This is a genomic window from Sphingorhabdus sp. SMR4y (assembly GCF_002218195.1).
Taxonomy (GTDB): domain Bacteria; phylum Pseudomonadota; class Alphaproteobacteria; order Sphingomonadales; family Sphingomonadaceae; genus Parasphingorhabdus.
In genome coordinates this window covers 1,901,471-1,917,930 of the sequence record NZ_CP022336.1, presented here as the reverse complement: position 1 = coordinate 1,917,930, position 16,460 = coordinate 1,901,471, and the positions used below count along the sequence as shown (strand labels likewise).

General features: G+C 58.5%; 16 protein-coding genes. 4 read left to right on the top strand and 12 right to left on the bottom strand.

The features are described from left to right. Positions 1-40 precede the first annotated feature (40 nt). From SPHFLASMR4Y_RS09125 to SPHFLASMR4Y_RS09110, 4 genes are all read right to left on the bottom strand, one after another. A complete protein-coding gene (locus SPHFLASMR4Y_RS09125; RefSeq protein ID WP_089133260.1) occupies positions 41-835 on the bottom strand; it encodes an enoyl-CoA hydratase/isomerase family protein in 795 nt (264 codons plus the stop codon). Then, the gene (locus SPHFLASMR4Y_RS09120; RefSeq protein ID WP_089133259.1) at positions 828-1,364 is read right to left on the bottom strand and encodes a hypothetical protein; all 537 of its coding nucleotides are present in this window, start codon (positions 1,362-1,364) and stop codon (positions 828-830) included. Before SPHFLASMR4Y_RS09120 ends, SPHFLASMR4Y_RS09125 begins: the two co-directional genes overlap by 8 nt. Next, positions 1,364-2,563 (bottom strand): serine palmitoyltransferase, encoded by a 1,200-nt coding sequence (spt, locus tag SPHFLASMR4Y_RS09115; protein ID WP_089133258.1) that lies wholly within the window; start codon positions 2,561-2,563, stop codon positions 1,364-1,366. Before spt ends, SPHFLASMR4Y_RS09120 begins: the two co-directional genes overlap by 1 nt. Positions 2,564-2,654: 91 nt before the next feature. Beyond that, the gene (locus SPHFLASMR4Y_RS09110; RefSeq protein WP_089133257.1) at positions 2,655-2,900 is read right to left on the bottom strand and encodes an acyl carrier protein; all 246 of its coding nucleotides are present in this window, start codon (positions 2,898-2,900) and stop codon (positions 2,655-2,657) included. 139 nt (positions 2,901-3,039) lie between these two features. Between SPHFLASMR4Y_RS09110 and SPHFLASMR4Y_RS09105 the strand changes: the two genes are divergently transcribed. Then, positions 3,040-3,558 carry a Pycsar system effector family protein gene (locus SPHFLASMR4Y_RS09105; protein WP_089133256.1) on the top strand — a complete coding sequence of 173 codons (519 nt, stop codon included), beginning with the start codon at positions 3,040-3,042 and terminating at the stop codon, positions 3,556-3,558. 6 nt (positions 3,559-3,564) lie between these two features. On the opposite strand, the gene SPHFLASMR4Y_RS09100 is transcribed toward SPHFLASMR4Y_RS09105, so the two are convergent. From SPHFLASMR4Y_RS09100 to ppc, 7 genes are all read right to left on the bottom strand, one after another. Next, complete coding sequence (locus SPHFLASMR4Y_RS09100) at positions 3,565-4,497, bottom strand: NAD-dependent epimerase/dehydratase family protein (RefSeq protein ID WP_089133255.1); 933 nt, start codon at positions 4,495-4,497, stop codon at positions 3,565-3,567. 5 nt (positions 4,498-4,502) lie between these two features. Beyond that, complete coding sequence (gene proB / locus SPHFLASMR4Y_RS09095) at positions 4,503-5,612, bottom strand: glutamate 5-kinase (protein WP_260806924.1); 1,110 nt, start codon at positions 5,610-5,612, stop codon at positions 4,503-4,505. Then, on the bottom strand, positions 5,609-6,673 hold the full coding sequence (gene obgE / locus SPHFLASMR4Y_RS09090; RefSeq protein WP_089133253.1) for a GTPase ObgE: 1,065 nt from the start codon (positions 6,671-6,673) through the stop codon (positions 5,609-5,611). The genes proB and obgE overlap by 4 nt, the downstream gene beginning before the upstream one ends. Positions 6,674-6,761: 88 nt before the next feature. Continuing rightward, positions 6,762-7,517 (bottom strand): glucose 1-dehydrogenase, encoded by a 756-nt coding sequence (locus SPHFLASMR4Y_RS09085; protein WP_089133252.1) that lies wholly within the window; start codon positions 7,515-7,517, stop codon positions 6,762-6,764. Positions 7,518-7,562: 45 nt separating this feature from the next. Then, on the bottom strand, positions 7,563-8,858 hold the full coding sequence (locus SPHFLASMR4Y_RS09080; protein WP_089134796.1) for an aromatic ring-hydroxylating oxygenase subunit alpha: 1,296 nt from the start codon (positions 8,856-8,858) through the stop codon (positions 7,563-7,565). Between the two features lie 18 nt (positions 8,859-8,876). Then, a complete protein-coding gene (locus tag SPHFLASMR4Y_RS09075; protein WP_089133251.1) occupies positions 8,877-11,015 on the bottom strand; it encodes a molybdopterin-dependent oxidoreductase in 2,139 nt (712 codons plus the stop codon). Between the two features lie 129 nt (positions 11,016-11,144). Beyond that, positions 11,145-13,832, bottom strand: a complete 2,688-nt coding sequence (gene ppc / locus SPHFLASMR4Y_RS09070) for a phosphoenolpyruvate carboxylase (protein WP_089134795.1) — start codon at positions 13,830-13,832, stop codon at positions 11,145-11,147. Between the two features lie 110 nt (positions 13,833-13,942). Between ppc and SPHFLASMR4Y_RS09065 the strand changes: the two genes are divergently transcribed. Continuing rightward, positions 13,943-14,659 (top strand): CPBP family intramembrane glutamic endopeptidase, encoded by a 717-nt coding sequence (locus SPHFLASMR4Y_RS09065; RefSeq protein ID WP_186265904.1) that lies wholly within the window; start codon positions 13,943-13,945, stop codon positions 14,657-14,659. Between the two features lie 15 nt (positions 14,660-14,674). Here the strand turns inward: SPHFLASMR4Y_RS09065 and SPHFLASMR4Y_RS09060 are convergent, their stop codons facing one another. Next, complete coding sequence (locus SPHFLASMR4Y_RS09060) at positions 14,675-15,241, bottom strand: HNH endonuclease (RefSeq protein WP_089133249.1); 567 nt, start codon at positions 15,239-15,241, stop codon at positions 14,675-14,677. Between the two features lie 87 nt (positions 15,242-15,328). Between SPHFLASMR4Y_RS09060 and gluQRS the strand changes: the two genes are divergently transcribed. Continuing rightward, complete coding sequence (gene gluQRS, locus SPHFLASMR4Y_RS09055; RefSeq protein WP_089133248.1) at positions 15,329-16,219, top strand: tRNA glutamyl-Q(34) synthetase GluQRS; 891 nt, start codon at positions 15,329-15,331, stop codon at positions 16,217-16,219. A 9-nt stretch (positions 16,220-16,228) separates the two neighbouring features. Further along, a complete protein-coding gene (locus tag SPHFLASMR4Y_RS09050; protein WP_089133247.1) occupies positions 16,229-16,459 on the top strand; it encodes an HIG1 domain-containing protein in 231 nt (76 codons plus the stop codon). Position 16,460 lies beyond the last annotated feature (1 nt).

Sequence of the window (16,460 nt, the reverse complement as noted above, 5' to 3'; positions counted from 1 at the left end):
GAGTGACGAGATCCTGAAACAGGTTCAGGATGACGAGAACTCACCGGTCCTTGTAATCCGGCTTTCTTTTGGCAAAAAAGGCTTTGGCCGCCTCGCGGCTGTCTTCGGTCATCGACAGCATCACCTGCTGCCGGTCCTCGATGGCGAGCGCCGCTTCGAAACTCTGCGCATCGATATTGCGGTTGAGCGCATCCTTGGACAGGCGCAGACCCATCGGCGCGGTGTCGAGCATGTCTTCCGCTAGCGACAGGCCGGTCGAGAGCAGTTTGCTCTCCTCGACGACTTCGCTGATCAGCCCGTATTTCTCCGCCCGTTCGGCATGGATGAAACGCCCGGTCAGGATCAGTTCCGACGCAATCGACGCGCCAACCATGCGCGGCAGAAAATAGCTCGATCCCATATCGCAACCGCCGAGTCCGATCTTGATATAGGCCGCATTCATCTTCAGCGACGGCGCGCCAAAACGGACGTCGCTGGCCAGCAGCAGCGAAAAACCGCCGCCGCAAGCCGCCCCTTGTGCTAGCGCGATAATCGGTTGCGGGCATTGCCGCATCAGCTGCATCACCGTGGCGATGGATCGCTGGGTGCGCCAGACATGCTGGACCTGCCCGGCTGACCCGTCATTCTTCCAGCCGCCAATATCGAGGCCGGCGCAAAAGGCGCGGCCTTCGGCGCGGAACAGGACCACGCGGATATCGTGGCGCTTCTGTAGGCCGCGGAAATAATCCTGCAGCGCGAAGATCATATCCTCGTTCATTGTGTTGAGCTTGTCGGGGCGGTTGAGCGTCAGGATTTCTATCGCGCCGCGCTGTTCGATGAGGATGGGATTATTCATTACAGTTTACGTCCGTTGGAAGGTCCATCGATTGAACCAATTTCTTGATTGTTGCTATGTCATATTCGACCCACTGATCATCCGCAGGTTCGATCAATGCCGGACTGGCCAACCCTCCATCGCAACAAAAGCAAATTTCTATTTCGCCAACCATTTCTCCCAATTCATTAAAATATCGGAAGAAATGGTGGGGAATAAAACATGCTTCTTCGTAGGCACCTTCGCCACTTTCGGGACGTTGAACGATGATTTGACGAAAGATGGCTTTTTCAAACATCATTCGTTGCTCGGAAGTCAACTCGACCCCATCGACATTGCCCATACCAAAGAAGCCATCGTCGTTGAGTGGTCGGTCTTCAATGAATAAACGTACCGACTTGGCGTGAGGATAGACTTCGATAGACTTTGTTTCTGTTATGAGTTCATCCGAGGGAGCTTGGGCTTTTTGGGCATCACATGCAGCTAAGCCAAAAATAGAGAAAATAGCGATCAGAAACAATTGAATCTGATGTCTATTTCTGACTGGCATCAAATCGCCCCGACCGCTTTCCCGGCCGCTTCAAACATGCCCAATATCTGGTCGACCTGTTCGCTTGTATGTTCCGCGCATAATGAACAGCGTAGCAGAGTCATATTCGCGGGTGTCGCTGGCGGTCTTGCTAGGTTCACATAAAGCCCTTCGGCGAGCAGCGCCTGCCACATCATCGCGCCTTTTTCGAGATCGGGCATGATCACGGCGATGATCGCGCTTTGCGCTTCCGGCGTGCCGAGCGTGAAGCCCAGGTCGCGCAGGCCCTTGTGGAGCTTCTTGCTATTCTCCCAGAGATGCGCGCGCTTGTTGCCGCTGTGCATCAGCTTGCGGATCGATGTGCTGGCGGTGGCCATGACGCTGGGCGGCAGGCTGGCGGTGAACACATAGGGACGGCAGACCAGACGCAGGATTTCGGCCTTCGGATGGTTGGAGACGCAGAAGCCGCCAACCGTGCCGACGCTTTTGCTGAACGTGCCGATGATGAAATCGACGTCGTCAATTACGCCCTGTTCTTCGCAGACACCGCGGCCATTTTCGCCAATAAAGCCCATGCTGTGCGCTTCATCGACCAGCACCATCGCACCGTTTTCCTTGCAGATGCGAACCATGTCCTTGAGCGGCGCGACATCGCCCATCATCGAATAGACGCCTTCGAGAACAACCAGCTTGCCGGCTGCGGCAGGCAGGCGCTTCAGGCGCTTTTCCAGCGCTTCGACATCATTGTGGCGGAACGCGACGATCTCGGCATTGCCCATCGCGCAGCCGTCGTAGATCGATGCATGGCTGTCGATATCGAGGATGACATAGTCGCCCTTGCCGGCCAACGTCGAAATGATCCCGAGATTGGCCTGATAGCCGGTGGAAAAGACCATCGCATGGTCCATGTCGTAGAATTCCTTGAGCGCTTCCTCGCAATCGCGATGCAGGCTGTAGGTCCCGTTGAGCACGCGGCTGCCGGTGGTGCCGGAGCCGAATTCTTCCAGCGCCTTGAGGCCGGCCTGCCGAACATCCTCGTCAAAGGTCATGCCCATATAATTATAGGTGCCAAGGAGGATGGTTTTCTTGCCGTTGCAGATGGCGACGGTGGGCGAGAGCACCTCTTCCATCACCAGCGAGAACGGGTCCTTTACGCCCGTCGCCAGAAGGGTTTCGCGCTCCTGAATGAGCGGATCAAATTTACTGAGTAGATCGGTCATGCTTTACTTCCGTTAGTCCTGAGCCTGTCGAAGTACCAATCACCCGCTCGTGCGACCCTTAGTCTATCTCAGGGCGAACGGGTGTCCGGCTCTAGCTTTCCATCAACTTTGCGACGGCATCGGCGAGCTGGCCGACGGTTTCGATCTCGGCCTGCATGTTCATGGTGATGATGATATCAAATTCGTCTTCGACCGCAGCGACAAAGTCCATGACCGTCAGGCTGTCCCATTCGAGATCACCCTGAAAAGTGGTGCTGGCGGTCAGTTCGACGCCCTTGTTGTTGAACGGCCCGATCAGCTCTCCGACCTTGGCCATGATTTCTTCGCGATTTGCCATAATATGCTTTCAAAATTGCTATTCCTGACCTTTGCCAAGACATACGCCCCATTGGCAAGCGAATAAGGCGCAAAAGCGGCATCAGCTTGCCCAAAAGCGCCGATTATGTCACTTTCTCACAAGCTTAGGGGGACTGGATATGGTGGAAGAGAGAAAATGGCCGGATGATGCGGTTTATGCGCTGCGAACGACCCAGCAGCATCATGTCCAGTTGAGCATGATGGCGGACCATAAGGCCAATATGCTGATCGGTGCGACCTTCATAGTGTTCACGCTTGCCATCGGCCAGAGCCGCACCGGTGATCTGTCGATACCTTTGATGATTCTGGCGATCGCAGCATTCTGCTCGGCCGGGCTGGCCGCAATCGCGGTGATGCCGGCCTTTACGCCGCGCAAAGGCGGGCCGACAAATATTCTGTTCTTTGGCGGGTTTACCAGCCTGTCAGAAGAGGAATTTATCGAACGGCTGTTGAGCGAGGAATTTGAAACACAGGAATCGGTCTACCGTGCGATGCTGCGCGACATCTACCAGATGGGAACAATCCTGGGCCGCAAGAAATACCGTTTTCTGGGTTGGGCTTACCGCGTGTTCCTGACCGGACTCACCTTGACTTTCATCGCCTATGTTTACGAGCAGATAGCCGGACCGATCATCTGATCAGCGTCACAGCCAGTCGTTCTGGCGATACCATTTCGCGGTATCCTTGAGCCCCTGGCGGGTCTCGACCTGCGCTTGCCAATATTGAGCTGGCAAGCGCCTCTGCGGGTTTATCGTCCAGTCATCATGGCAAAAATAATTGACCCGGTCTCCGGTAAGCTTGGCCCGGTCGCCGCGCAGCAGGCGGTCGGCCCCGGCAGCCAGCCGGAGCAAGGCTTTGGGCGTCGCAATCGTGGCAACGCGTTTGTCCATTGCCTGACCAATCGCTTTGGCAAAGCCGGTCTGGGTCCAGCCGCCGGGCTTGCCATCATCAACCTCGAATATCCTCGCGGTATAATCCTCCTGCTCCGGCAGCAATGCCAGCAGGGCGCGACACAGATCTTCAACATGAATCACCGACAAACGTCCGTCTGCGTCGGGCGGCAGGGTCAGGAACCCCAGTCGGGCCATCTTGAACAGGTCGAGAAATTCGCCGTCGCCGGGGCCATAGACCGCCGGCGGCCGGATGATGGTCCAGTCGAGGCCACTGGTCTGGACCAGTTTTTCCGCCTTCGCTTTGGTTTCTCCGTAAATCGACAGTTGCGGCTGCGTGGCAGCCAGCGAGGACACATGGATGAACCGTTTTGTTCCCGACTGTTTGGCAGCTTCGATGACGGCCAATGTTCCTGCGACATTGCCAGCTTCAAAACCGGCTCTGTCCGGCGCGTTGACGACACCGGCGATGTGCAGAACCATATCCGCGCCGCGGCACAGTCTTTCGAGACTGTCCGGATCGTCCAGCGCGCCGCGTATCCAGTTGATGCCGGGACGTTCATCCTGCTTGCGCCGGGTCAGCGCGCGCGCCCGAAAGCCGTGCCGGATGACCAGATCAAGCATCCGGCTGCCCACAAAGCCGGTCGCGCCGGTGATCGCGACTGTCTTGTGAGCGGCGCCGGGCATCGCGACTAGACCAGCACCATCTGGTTTCGGTGAACCACCGCGCTACGTGGGGCATAGCCAAGCAGGGCCTCCAGTTCCGAGCTGCGGTGGCCGATGATCTTGGCGCAGTCGAGCGCGTTATATTCGGCCAGACCGCGGGCGATCGTCAGACCGTCTTCGTCGCGGATATCGACCACATCGCTGCGTTCGAACTGGCCCTCAATCGTGATGATTCCCGCCGCCAACAGGCTGTTTCCCGACTGCAGAGCAGCGATCGCACCGGCATCAATGGTAATCGATCCGGCCGAGGTCAGCCGTCCGCCCAGCCATGCCTTGCGGGCATTGGCACCATCGCCGGCCTTGAACAGCGTACCGACATTGGTGAGTGCATAGCGCTCAAGCGGATGGTCCTGTCGCCCGGAGATGATCGACAGTTCAATGCCGGCGAAATTGGCAATTTTCGCAGCTTCCAGCTTGGATGTCATGCCGCCGGAACCCAGGCCGGAGGAAGAGCTTCCGTCCGCCATTGCCATGATCGATTCGTCCACCGTTTCGACCACGCCGATAAATTGCCCGTAAGCCTCGCTGTCCTCGCGGCGATCGTAAAGGCCGTCGATATCGGACAGCAACAGCACGCGATCGGCCGATGCGGCCTGGCCGACCCGCGCGGCAAGCCGGTCATTGTCGCCGAAGCGGATTTCGTCGGTGGCGACGCTGTCATTCTCGTTGATCACCGCAACGGCGCGATGCTCCCGCAATTTTTCCAGCGTGGCAGTGGCATTGAGATAGCGTTTGCGATCTTCCAGATCATCCAGCGTGAGCAGCATCTGGGCAGCGGTGATCTGATGTTCGGCCAACAGCTCCGACCACAGGCTGCTGAGCGCGATCTGTCCGACAGAAGCGGCTGCCTGCGCGTCTGACAGGCTGGAACGGCCACCCTGTTCAAGGCCAAGCCTGCGTGCGCCGAGAGCTATCGATCCGGAGGAAACGATGATGATATCGTCGCCCGCCTGGTGGCGTTTTGCGATATCGGCGACCAGTGTCTCAAGCCATTCCCGCCTCGGCTTTCCGTCTTCGCCGACAAGCAGGGAAGAGCCGACCTTGACGACTATCGTCTCCGGCTTTTCAGCGCTCACAGCGGTGACCAGTCCTTGGCATTGTCCTCTTCGCCAGAGGTGCTTGTGTCGAGACCCTTGCGCTCGATGGAACTATTCTCGCCCACCGCTTCCAGGATTTTGTCCAGCGCCGCGTCCAGCCCGTCACCTGTCGCACCCGAAACAGGCAAAACATGTTCCGCGCCGGCTGCGCGCAACTGCTCGGCGATATCCGCCATCAGCTCGTCGTCCAGCAGATCGGCCTTGTTGAGCGCCAGTATTTGCGGTTTCTCGGCGAGGCCGCCACCATATTTTTCCAGTTCCTTGGTGACCGTTTTCCAGGCTTTTACCGGATCATCACCGGTCGCGTCGATGAGATGGAGCAATATCTTGCATCGTTCGATATGGCCGAGAAAGCGATCGCCGATGCCCGCTCCGTCCGCAGCCCCTTCGATCAGGCCGGGAATATCGGCAAGCACGAATTCGCGTCCCTTGTGCCGGACAACGCCGAGCTGGGGGTGGATGGTGGTAAACGGATAGGCGCCAACCTTGGCGCTGGCGTTGGTCACCTTGTTGATCAGCGTCGATTTGCCCGCATTGGGCAGGCCGACCAGACCTGCGTCCGCGATCAGTTTCAGACGCAGCCAGACCGCTGCTTCCTCGCCCGGTTCGCCGGGCTGGTGCTGGCGTGGCGCGCGGTTGGTCGAGCTTTTGTAACTGGCATTGCCACGCCCGCCGATACCGCCTTCCAGGAAGGTGGCACGCTGGCCCTCGCGGGTGAAGTCGAGCAGCACATGTTCCTTGTCTTCCGACAATATCTGTGTGCCTACCGGAACCTTGATGACGAGATCGTCACCGCCGGCACCGGTGCGGTTGCGGCCAGCACCGCCCTTGCCGCGCGGGGCTCTGAAATGCTGGGCATAGCGAAAATCGATCAGCGTGTTCAGGCCTTCGACGGCTTCGAACACGATATCGCCGCCTTTGCCGCCATTGCCGCCATCGGGTCCGCCATATTGAATATATTTTTCACGCCGGAAACTGACAGCGCCAGGGCCGCCCTGGCCCGAGCTGACATAGATTTTGGCTTGATCGAGAAAATGCATGTTGGTGCATTTAGGGATTTGGTGCGGGAAAGGCTAGGCTTTGCTGCAATATAAAACATCGCCCATATCCGGTGACCGGCCCGGCAGGCTAGATGCTCAGCCCACCATCAACCGCGAACGCGGCGCCTGTGGCGAATTTGCTTTCGTCCGAAGCCAGATAGACAATCAGATGCGCGATATCGTCGGGTTCGCCCATATGGCCGACCGGCTGGGCCAACGCGAAGGATTCTTCCGTTTCGGCGGGGTTCGGAGTTCCGTCGATGACGCTGCGGACATTGGGGGTCATGATCGTGCCGGGCAGCACCGCATTGACCCGGACCTTGTTTTTCTCACGCGCGCAGTGAAGGGCAATGGATTTGGTCAGCATCGGAATCGCGGCTTTCGCGCTGTTATAGGCGACCAGATCGGCGCTGGCATTGATCGCAGCTGCCGAGGACAGGTTGATGATCGACCCGCCCGTCTTGCTCATCAGCGGCAGGGCACTCTTGCAGCCAAGGAATATCGAGTCGACATCGACGGTATAGCAGCGTTTGAAATCCTCGTAGCTCACATCCGCAATCGAACCGAAAACGGTGACGGCGGCATTGTTAACCAGCACGTCGAGCCGGCCATATTTGGCCTCGACATGGGTGATGATTTCGCCCCAGCGTCCGGGATCGGTCACATCCTGTTCCAGAAACGCGGCCTTGTCGCCCAATTCCGCTGCGGTTGCGGTTCCCGCTTCGGCGTTGTGATCGGTGATGATCACCCGGGCGCCTTCCTCGATCAGGCGCTGTGCCGCGGCCTTGCCCAGTCCCATGGCCCCGCCGGTCAGCAATATGATCTTGTCCTGGACGCGTCCCATCAGTCTCTCCCTGTCACTCTTTAAAAGCCTTGACGAAGCCAGCCGCTATTCCGCCGCTTCCATCTGTTCCATCTGCGCGACGCGGGGGTCGTTAGGATAGACCCATTCGTCGCCGATCACTTGTTCCACCGCGAGATGGTCCGGCACCCGGTTGAGACCGATCATCTTGTCGCAAGTCTGGTGGAAGCTGTAGATGCGCGCTTCCTGATAGCTTAGCGGCACGCTTTTGAAGCCATCGCTTTCCATCGATTTCTGGATCATTTCGCCGAACTGCGTGTCCTCGAGAATGATCGGCGACATGTCCCGGCCATTGGCTTTGCTTTCGTCCGGCACGGTCCACAGATCCGGTGCCGGGCCATCACCCCAGTCCATGGCCATGGTTACCAGTTCCAGCCGGGTGGTATTCAAGGAGGTCGGCCAGAAGATCAGTGGCGGAACGAAATAATTGCTCAGCGGTGACACCCAGTTGGGGAACATCGTATAGCTTTGGGTGCAGGTGCGGCCAAATTCGCCGACGCCTTCAATTTCCTGCCAGCGGGGCGGACTGTCGATGGCGCGGACATGTTCGCGGTCGGTCTGCTCGGGCGCAGGCGCAAGCATCCGCGCATGGCCGTTGGGATACAGGGTGTTCACATTGCGCTTGCTGTCGACCAGAGGCGCAACCGTGTCGGGATGGATGAAGGGGACGTGATAGACCTCCATATTGGCTTCCATCGCCACCTTCCAGTTGCACTGCAGGTCGAAACTGTGGCGCGCGGCAAGCCTGATCTTGTCAAAGCGGAATTCTTTCCACTCATCCCAGACCGGCCCCAGCCACTGTTTGAGCGGCATCGCCTCTTCGTCAAAATTGACAAAGATCAGATTGCCGAGCCTCTCGCATCTGACCGGGATCAGGCTGCGGCAGGACATGTCGAAATCAGGGCCGAAATCCTGTTTCTCCGGCACCCCGACGAGGCTGCCATCGGTCTTGTAGGTCCAGTTGTGATAACCGCACATCAGCCGCGGCGACCGGCCCCTTTCTTCGGTTACCACCGGCGCACCGCGATGGCGGCAAGTGTTGTAGAAGGCCCGGATTTCCCCATCCATGCCGTGCACGATGACGATCGGATCGCCAATCTGTTCCCATTTCATGAAACAGCCGGGTTCGGGGACTTCATCGATATGCGCCGCGAACAGCCAGGTTTTCTTCCACAGATATTGCTGCTCGAGATCGTAATATTCCTGGCTGGTATAGCGGCCAGCGGGCAGGTCAGGCAGGCGTGGAAATCCCTCTGGCGGTGCGGTACGGGAAGCCTCCCATTCCATCAGCGCTTTCATCTGGTCGATATAATTCTCGCTCATCGGCATGGCATTGCCCTCCTAGGCCGCGGCAATTTTGACCGGGATTGCGCTTTGCATGGCCTGGCCGGTTATCGGGTCGATATGGTCATTGTCGACGATCAAGCGGTTGGTCGAGCCGCCCTTGGTCATCACATCGTCCTTACCGGCCTCGCTGTCGCCGAACGCATGGCTCATCGAGATAACGCCAGGACGGACCTTGTCGTCCGCTTTGGCGAGACCGAAAATCGAGGCGGTCGGTGAGCTTATTTCGATGATCGCGCCGTCTTCGATGCCGGCTGCGGCGAGATCGGCAGGGTTGAAAAAGGCCGGGTTCGTCGGCATTTTCTCGACCAGTTTCGGGAAGGTGTGGCCGTTGCTGTTATAGCGATGCTTGGACCGGCGGGAGATGAGGCGGAAATCGAAACCGCTCTCGACCGGATCATTGGCGGCATAATCGATCAGTTCGCTGGGCATGGCGCCAGCGTTGAGATCAAATTTCTCCTGCGCGTCCGGATCGGCCGGACCAACGACGGGATGGAGTTCGTCATACGTGATGGCGGCGCCTTTGCGCTCCAGTGCGGCGGCATCGGCCTTGGCCTTGCTCGGTTTGAGCAGCGAGCCTTCGGAAATCAGGTCGAGGACGGTCGCCTTGTCAGGACAGGTCTCCATCGAGACCGGGCCGCCGGGGAAATTCATTTCGATGCCCATATGCTTGGCCAGCCACCAGAGCATTTCATATTCGTCCATTGTATCGCCCGGCGGAGGCACCATCGCCTCGGTATAATGGCCATAGGCTTCCTCGGTGAAAGCGTCCGACACATTGTTGATGTCCTCGCGTTCCAGACACATGCTCGGCGCCAGGATCATGTCGGCGCGTCTGGCGCTGGCCGACATCCATGGGTCGATCTGGATGAACAATTCGCATTCGTCGAGCGCGCGGCGGACTTTCTGCTGGTCCGGAAAGGCGATTTCGGGGTTGCCGCCGATCGAGATCAGCGCCCTGACCTGACCATCGCCGGGCGTCAGGATTTCATCGGCCAGCACATTGCATGGCATTTCCTTGCCGAGATGACCCAGGCCCCTGATCCGTGATTTGGGGAAACCTTCGCCAAAGGTCGGCATCTTCGGTGCGACTTGCGCCTTTTTCGGTCCGCCCATCAGCGGGTTGAAGACCATCGGCGCGGATACCCGCTCGCCTTCCTGATTGAAACGGGCACACAGGATGTTGAGCGAAGCCACGAGATATTCGGTCAGCGTGCCGTTGCCGGCCATTTCGGGACCGGTGCCGGTGACGACGCGGCCCTTGTTTGCGCCGGCGAACATGCGGGCGGCGGCGACCAGCTGATCCTTCTCGACCCCGGCGCGCTTCGCGGCGATGTCCGGAGTCATATGTTTGACCGCGGCTTCCAGCTCTTCCACGCCATCGACATGGGCGGCGACGAAATTCTGGTCGTAGAGCTTCTCTTCGAAAATCACGTTGAGCATGCCGGCGAGCAGGGCAGGATCTTCGCCTGGTTTCACGGGAAGATAGATATCCGCCAATTTGCCCATCTCGCTGACCCTCGGATCGGCGACGATGACTTTCAGGCCGCGCGCCTTGGCGTCACGCAGGCCGCGCGATGGCGAGGATGTCGGCATGCCACCGGAATAATGGGAAACGATCGGATTATTGCCGACAAACATCGCCACGTCGGATTCGGTGAAGGCGTTGCCGCCGCCCATCCACATGCCATAGCGGGCGGTGGTAAAAACCTTGGCCGGCTGATCGACCGTGACGCTGGTATACCAGTTGCGCGAACCGATGCCCTGGGCGAATGCGTAGGACGTGCCGAGCACGGCGCTGTTCTGGAAAGCATTGGTGCCGCAGTAGACAGCGATGCTGTGCGGGCCGTGTTCCTCGACCATTTTCTTCATTTGCTCGCCGGCGAGTTTCAGTGCTTCGGCGGTTGAGATGTCCCTGAAGCTGCCATCGGGCTGGCGGATCTTGCTGGTGATCATCCGGTCGGGAAGATTGTGCATGTCGGGCAGCTGGCGTCCCTTGATGCAGGTGTAACCGTGGAACAGATGGTCTTCCTTGTCACCGCGCACGGATTTGACCTTATCGTCCTCCACCTCGACGATCATTGCGCAACTTGCGTGGCAAAAACGACAAAAACTACGCTTGGTCTCGACAGCCATGAATCTCTCCTGTTTCGGAGAAGTCTAGGCGCGGAAAATGGCGCAAGCGACTGACAAAAATGCTCGGAAGAATCGCTGTCCGGCGGACAGCGGAATTTCCTTTGTGCAGGCTGTAAGGCGGCCTGATCGTCAGCCGCTGTTGCGTAGCGCGGTGGCGATGGCGTTGAGCGACAGCTGGATCCCTTCGCCGATACGTGGATCATCTTCCCCGGCGCGCAGCCGCTTCATCAGTTCGATCTGGAGATGGTTGAGTGGTTCGATATAGGGCAGGCGCAACTCGATACTGTTGAACAGCGCCGGGCTTTTCGCCAGCAGATGGGGCTGATCGGTAATTTCAAGCAATATGTCGCGCGTCTGGTACCAGCTCGAGCGGATACGGTCGAAAAATGCCTGGCCCATGTCCTGATCCTCGACCAGCCCGGCATAGCGGGCGGCAATACCCATATCGGACTTGGCCAGCACCATTTCCATGTTGGAGAGCGAGGCCTGAAAAAAGGGCCAGCTTTGCGCCATATCCTTCAGCTTCGCCTTGTCGTCAAAGGCCTGTAGCGCCTGTCCGACACCATACCAGCCGGGCAGCATCACCCGGGCCTGTGCCCAGCTGAATACCCAGGGGATGGCGCGCAGATCCTCGATCTTGTCGCTTGTCGTGCGGCTGGCGGGTCGCGAGCCGATCTTCAGTTTGGCGATTTCCGTCAGCGGTGTCATCTGCCGGAAAAAGGTCCGGAAGCTGTCGTCGCCATAGACAAGATCGCGATATTCGGTGAACGCGACTTGCGAGATTTCGTCCATCGCAGCGGCATGGTCGGCCTGTATCTTGTCGTCGGTCCGGTCGGGTTCGAGCGAATTGATCAGTACGGCCGAGGTCATCGCCTCCAGATTGGCTTCGGCGACATCTTCGGTACCATATTTGGCAGCGATCACTTCGCCCTGTTCGGTGATCCGGACGCGCCCGGCGACGGTGCCCTTGGGCTGCGCCTTGATGGCACCGAAGGCGGAACCACCGCCACGGCCCACAGCACCGCCGCGTCCGTGGAACAGCTGCATCTTGATGCCCGCCTCGGCGAATATCGGGGTCAGTGCATCGCTCGCCTTGAACAGGCTCCAGGTCGAGGTCAGGTAGCCGCCGTCCTTGTTGCTGTCGGAATAGCCAATCATCACTTCCTGATGACCACGACCTTTTGCGAGCGCGTGCATCTCGGGCAGGGCAAAGAAATCGGTCATCACCTGCGGCGCATTTTCCAGATCGGCGACGGTTTCGAAAAGCGGCACCGCCATGACCGGGCAGGATGGTGAAGCATTGTCTTCGGTGGGCGCATGATAGAGGCCGGTTTCCATCAACAGGACGTAGACTTCCAATATATCGGAAACGCTCTCGCCGTTGCTGATATTATAATTGGTGATGACCTCGGGGCCATATTTCCGGTGCGCTTCGGCAGCCGCGCGGATGATCGACAATTCTTTCGCGGTCTCGTCGCTATAGGTGATCCACGGGCTTGCCAGCGGGCGGTTATTGGCCAGCTCGGCGCGGAGCCGCTTGACCCGCGCCGCTTCGTCGAGCGCCAGATAATCGTCTTCGACGCCGGCCTGTTTCAGCAATTCTGCTACAACCCGCTCATGCACTTTGCTGTTCTGGCGCATATCAAGCGTGGCAAGGTGGAAGCCGAACAGTTCGACTGTGCGGATCAGGCGGCCAAGCGCTCCGGAAGTTGCAAAGACGCCCTTGCCGGCCGACTTGAGACCCTGCGCCAGAATGACCAGTTCCTCGCGTAACTGCTGCGGATTGTCATAGGCCTCGGCGGTAATCGTCGACGCGCGGCCCGGCACATGACCGCACAGCTTGAGGTGGGTCGCCGACAATTTTGCATAGATGCCGGACAAGGCGCGGCGATAGGGCTCGTCCTTGCGACTGAGCGAATCATCGCCACTGGCCTCGGCGAGTTCGAGGACCGCTTCGGGCACGTCGGCCAGTTCGGTGGAGATCGACAGTTCGGCGCCCAGAGTGTGAACGCACATCAGATAATAGCCGATAACGGTCTCCGCCGCGCGCGACAGGGCTTCCTCCATCGCGCCGGCGTCGACAAAGGGATTGCCGTCCCGGTCGCCGCCGATCCAGCTGTTGAGTTTCAGGAAACTCGGCAGCCGCGCGCCCAAAGTCCGCTCCCATTTGGCATAGAGCCGGGGCAGCACGGGCAGGAACACGTCTTTCATATAGCTTTGCGAAATCTGCACTTCGTCGGTGACGAACAGACGTTCGCGGCGCAGCGGACGGGTCTGCCAGAGCAGGGCGATCTGGCGCAGGATCGCGGCGTCGAGCATGTCGCCTTGCGGGGTTTCTTCCTCTCCCTCGTCCTTCATCAGCAGCAGTTCGGCAATTCGGGATTTATGGTCGATGATGCTCTTGCGCCGCACTTCGGTCGGATGGGCGGTGAGCACCGGCGCGATCAGCGCGTCTTCGAGCAGATGCAGGATCGCGTCCCGGTCCACGCCCTCGCTGGCCAGCAGTTCGATCGCCTCGACCACCGTGGCGCCTTTTTCCGCCGCCACGCCCTGCCGGTCCTCGGCAAGATTGGCGAGCAGGGAAAAGAGCATGAATCCGCGGACGAAGGCGAGCGTCTCGTCGAGCGACAGCGCATCAAGGCCGGGATCAATCGCATCCGCATCGGCGAGACCGCGATGGCGATCGACGCTGGTCGAGCGAATATATTCGGTACGCCGGTAAAGATCCTCCCCGCCATAGGAACGTATGACGTCGCCCAGCAATTTGCCGAGATATTTGATGTCTGGATTTTGGCGGACGGTGAGGGATTCTGTCATGGCGATATGCTGCACTGCAGCGACGCAGCGGTCAAGAAATTCTGCAAGCTTGCGGCAATTACAACAAGTGTTATATTAGTGTAATACACTACTGAATGGAAGGCGGTTGGATGTCAGCGACAACGGATAGGGAACTCGGACCGGAGATGTCGGGAAAGCGGTTTGATCTCGGCGCTCTGGCTGACCTGCTGATCATTCTGGCGGTTCTTGTCATCGTCAAGCAGTCGGTCCTGCCCTTCAGCTATCTCTACGCCGGCCCTGCATCGACATTCTCGGCGATGCTTGTCGGAACGATATTGTTGCGGCGCAGGGGGCTGGGCTGGAAAGACCTGGGCCTGCGCTGGCCCGTAAACTGGTGGAAGACCATTGGTCTGACGCTGCTTTCGATGGGCCTGTTCATAGCGGCAACGCAGCTGATGCAACTTTTCGCCGATGCATTTTTCGAAGATGTCGGCACTAGCGGCCGGTTTGATCATATCGAAGGCAATCTCGCTGCCTATATCGGGATGATGCTCCTCGTCTGGACCCACGGGTCGTTTTTCGAGGAACTGCTGTTTCGCGCCTTTGTGATCGACCGGACGAGCACGGCCTTTGGCGGAAGCTGGCGGACCGATATCGGCGCAGCCCTGTTCTCTTCGGTTTTCTTTGGCTACCGGCATTATTATTATCAAGGGATGCACGGTGCGCTGATTACCGGAGTCGGCGGCTTTGCCTTTGCGATGCTCTACCTTTGGATCGGCCGCAAGAATATCATGCCGCTGATATTCGCGCATGGGATATTCAATAGCCTGGGGCAGACATTCCGGTTTCTCGGGATACGGGACTAGAGAATATTGTCGCGATCAGCTTTCCAGTTCAATATCCCAGTAGAGCCAGTCATGCCAAGTGTCGTGCAGGAAATTGGGCGGGAAGGCCCGGCCATGTTCCTGCAGATGCCAGCTGGTCGGCTTGATCGGTCGGTTGGCCAGCTGCATGTGCGCTTCCTGGGGTGTGCGACCGCCCTTCTTGAGATTGCAGGGCAGGCAGGCGGTGGCGACATTTTCCCAGGTCGTGCGGCCTTTCTGCCGGCGCGGAATGACATGATCGAAGGTCAGATTGTCCGGTGAACCGCAATATTGGCATTCGAACTTGTCGCGTAAAAACAGATTGAAGCGCGTGAAGGCCGGATATTCGGAAGGCTTGATATATTTCTTCAGCGCAATCACGGACGGAATTTTCATGTCCAGATTGGGGCTGTGCACTTCGCGTTCGTAGCTGGAAACAATGTCTACCCGGTCGAGAAACACCGCCTTGATCGCGGTTTGCCAGGGCCACAGGCTGAGCGGATAATAAGACAGGGGCGTATAATCGGCGTTGAGGACAAGCGACGGGCAGCTTTCCGGATGCCTTTGCAGGTCGGGGTGATACATAAGCGTCTGTCTCCCTTGTCCTTTACTGTCTGTTCTTTATGCCTAAGAACGTGACATGACTGTTACACAAAGAACAATATCCGGCTTATGACGTCAAGTGGGCAATTAAATCGACATATTGTGGCGCGTTTTGCCCCCAGCCCCAATGGATTGTTGCATTTGGGTCACGCCTATGCCGCGATGGTGGCGCATGATTTCGCGCGGGAACGCGGTGGCCGGTTTCTGCTGAGGATCGAGGATATTGACAGCGGCCGCAGCCGCCCTGAATTTGTCACAGCGATTCTGGAAGACCTGCGCTGGCTGGGTCTGGTCTGGGACGGGGATGTCATTTTCCAGTCCGGGCGGCTCGCCAGCTACGCGGCCGCTGCCGAGCGGCTGAAGGCCATGGGATTATTATACCCCTGTTTCTGCACCCGCTCGGACCTGCGGCAAGTGCAGGAAGACGGCCCGCAGCCGGAAGGGCCCGACGGTCCGATCTATCCGGGAACGTGCCGCCATCTTGCTCCGGAACTGGCAGGGCAGCGCGCGTCTGTGGAGCCGCACAGCTGGCGGCTGGATGTGGCAAAGGCGTCTGCAGTCACGGGGCCGCTGCGATGGATGGACGAACGGCATGGCGAGCGGTTGAGCCGTCCCGAGCGGCTTGGCGATGTCATTCTTGTCCCCAAGGATATGCCGGTTGCCTATCATCTCGCGGTGACACTGGATGATGCCCGTGACGGGATCAGCCATGTCGTGCGCGGAGATGATCTGTTTGCCTCGACCGATATCCACCGGTTGTTGCAGGCGCTGCTGGACCTGCCGACGCCGATCTACTTCCACCACCCTCTTCTGCTCGACGAAAACGGCGGGAAACTATCAAAAAGCAGGGATTCTGCCTCTTTGTCCGTATTGCGAAAGGCGGGTGACGACGGATATAGACTGTTGCAGGGACTCAGATCGGGGCACTTCCCGGTTGGAATATCCCTTTCGCAGGCTTAAGGTGATTTTATGAGCTACATTTTGATATTGATGATCGTCGCAGCCGCAGGTGCTGTTGTTTATGCACTCGTGCGCGGGCTGATCGCTTTCGCCAATATGGAGCCGGGTGACGTCGATTCCGACGGCATTACCGCTTCGCACAAAAAGCAGAATGATATGATGTTTGCCCGCGTCAAATATCAGGCGATTGCGATCATTCTGGTAGTGATATTGCTGGCTGTGGCGGGAGGCCAGAGCTAGG

Coding starts and splice junctions, on each gene's coding strand:
- SPHFLASMR4Y_RS09125 (WP_089133260.1), bottom strand. CDS start 835: ATGAATAATCCCATCCTCATCGAACAGCGCGGCGCGATAGAAATCCTG.
- spt (WP_089133258.1), bottom strand. CDS start 2,563: ATGACCGATCTACTCAGTAAATTTGATCCGCTCATTCAGGAGCGCGAA.
- SPHFLASMR4Y_RS09100 (WP_089133255.1), bottom strand. CDS start 4,497: ATGCCCGGCGCCGCTCACAAGACAGTCGCGATCACCGGCGCGACCGGC.
- SPHFLASMR4Y_RS09110 (WP_089133257.1), bottom strand. CDS start 2,900: ATGGCAAATCGCGAAGAAATCATGGCCAAGGTCGGAGAGCTGATCGGG.
- SPHFLASMR4Y_RS09060 (WP_089133249.1), bottom strand. CDS start 15,241: ATGTATCACCCCGACCTGCAAAGGCATCCGGAAAGCTGCCCGTCGCTT.
- SPHFLASMR4Y_RS09120 (WP_089133259.1), bottom strand. CDS start 1,364: ATGCCAGTCAGAAATAGACATCAGATTCAATTGTTTCTGATCGCTATT.
- SPHFLASMR4Y_RS09105 (WP_089133256.1), top strand. CDS start 3,040: ATGGTGGAAGAGAGAAAATGGCCGGATGATGCGGTTTATGCGCTGCGA.
- SPHFLASMR4Y_RS09080 (WP_089134796.1), bottom strand. CDS start 8,858: ATGAGCGAGAATTATATCGACCAGATGAAAGCGCTGATGGAATGGGAG.
- SPHFLASMR4Y_RS09050 (WP_089133247.1), top strand. CDS start 16,229: ATGAGCTACATTTTGATATTGATGATCGTCGCAGCCGCAGGTGCTGTT.
- ppc (WP_089134795.1), bottom strand. CDS start 13,832: ATGACAGAATCCCTCACCGTCCGCCAAAATCCAGACATCAAATATCTC.
- SPHFLASMR4Y_RS09085 (WP_089133252.1), bottom strand. CDS start 7,517: ATGGGACGCGTCCAGGACAAGATCATATTGCTGACCGGCGGGGCCATG.
- obgE (WP_089133253.1), bottom strand. CDS start 6,673: ATGCATTTTCTCGATCAAGCCAAAATCTATGTCAGCTCGGGCCAGGGC.
- SPHFLASMR4Y_RS09065 (WP_186265904.1), top strand. CDS start 13,943: ATGTCAGCGACAACGGATAGGGAACTCGGACCGGAGATGTCGGGAAAG.
- gluQRS (WP_089133248.1), top strand. CDS start 15,329: ATGACGTCAAGTGGGCAATTAAATCGACATATTGTGGCGCGTTTTGCC.
- SPHFLASMR4Y_RS09075 (WP_089133251.1), bottom strand. CDS start 11,015: ATGGCTGTCGAGACCAAGCGTAGTTTTTGTCGTTTTTGCCACGCAAGT.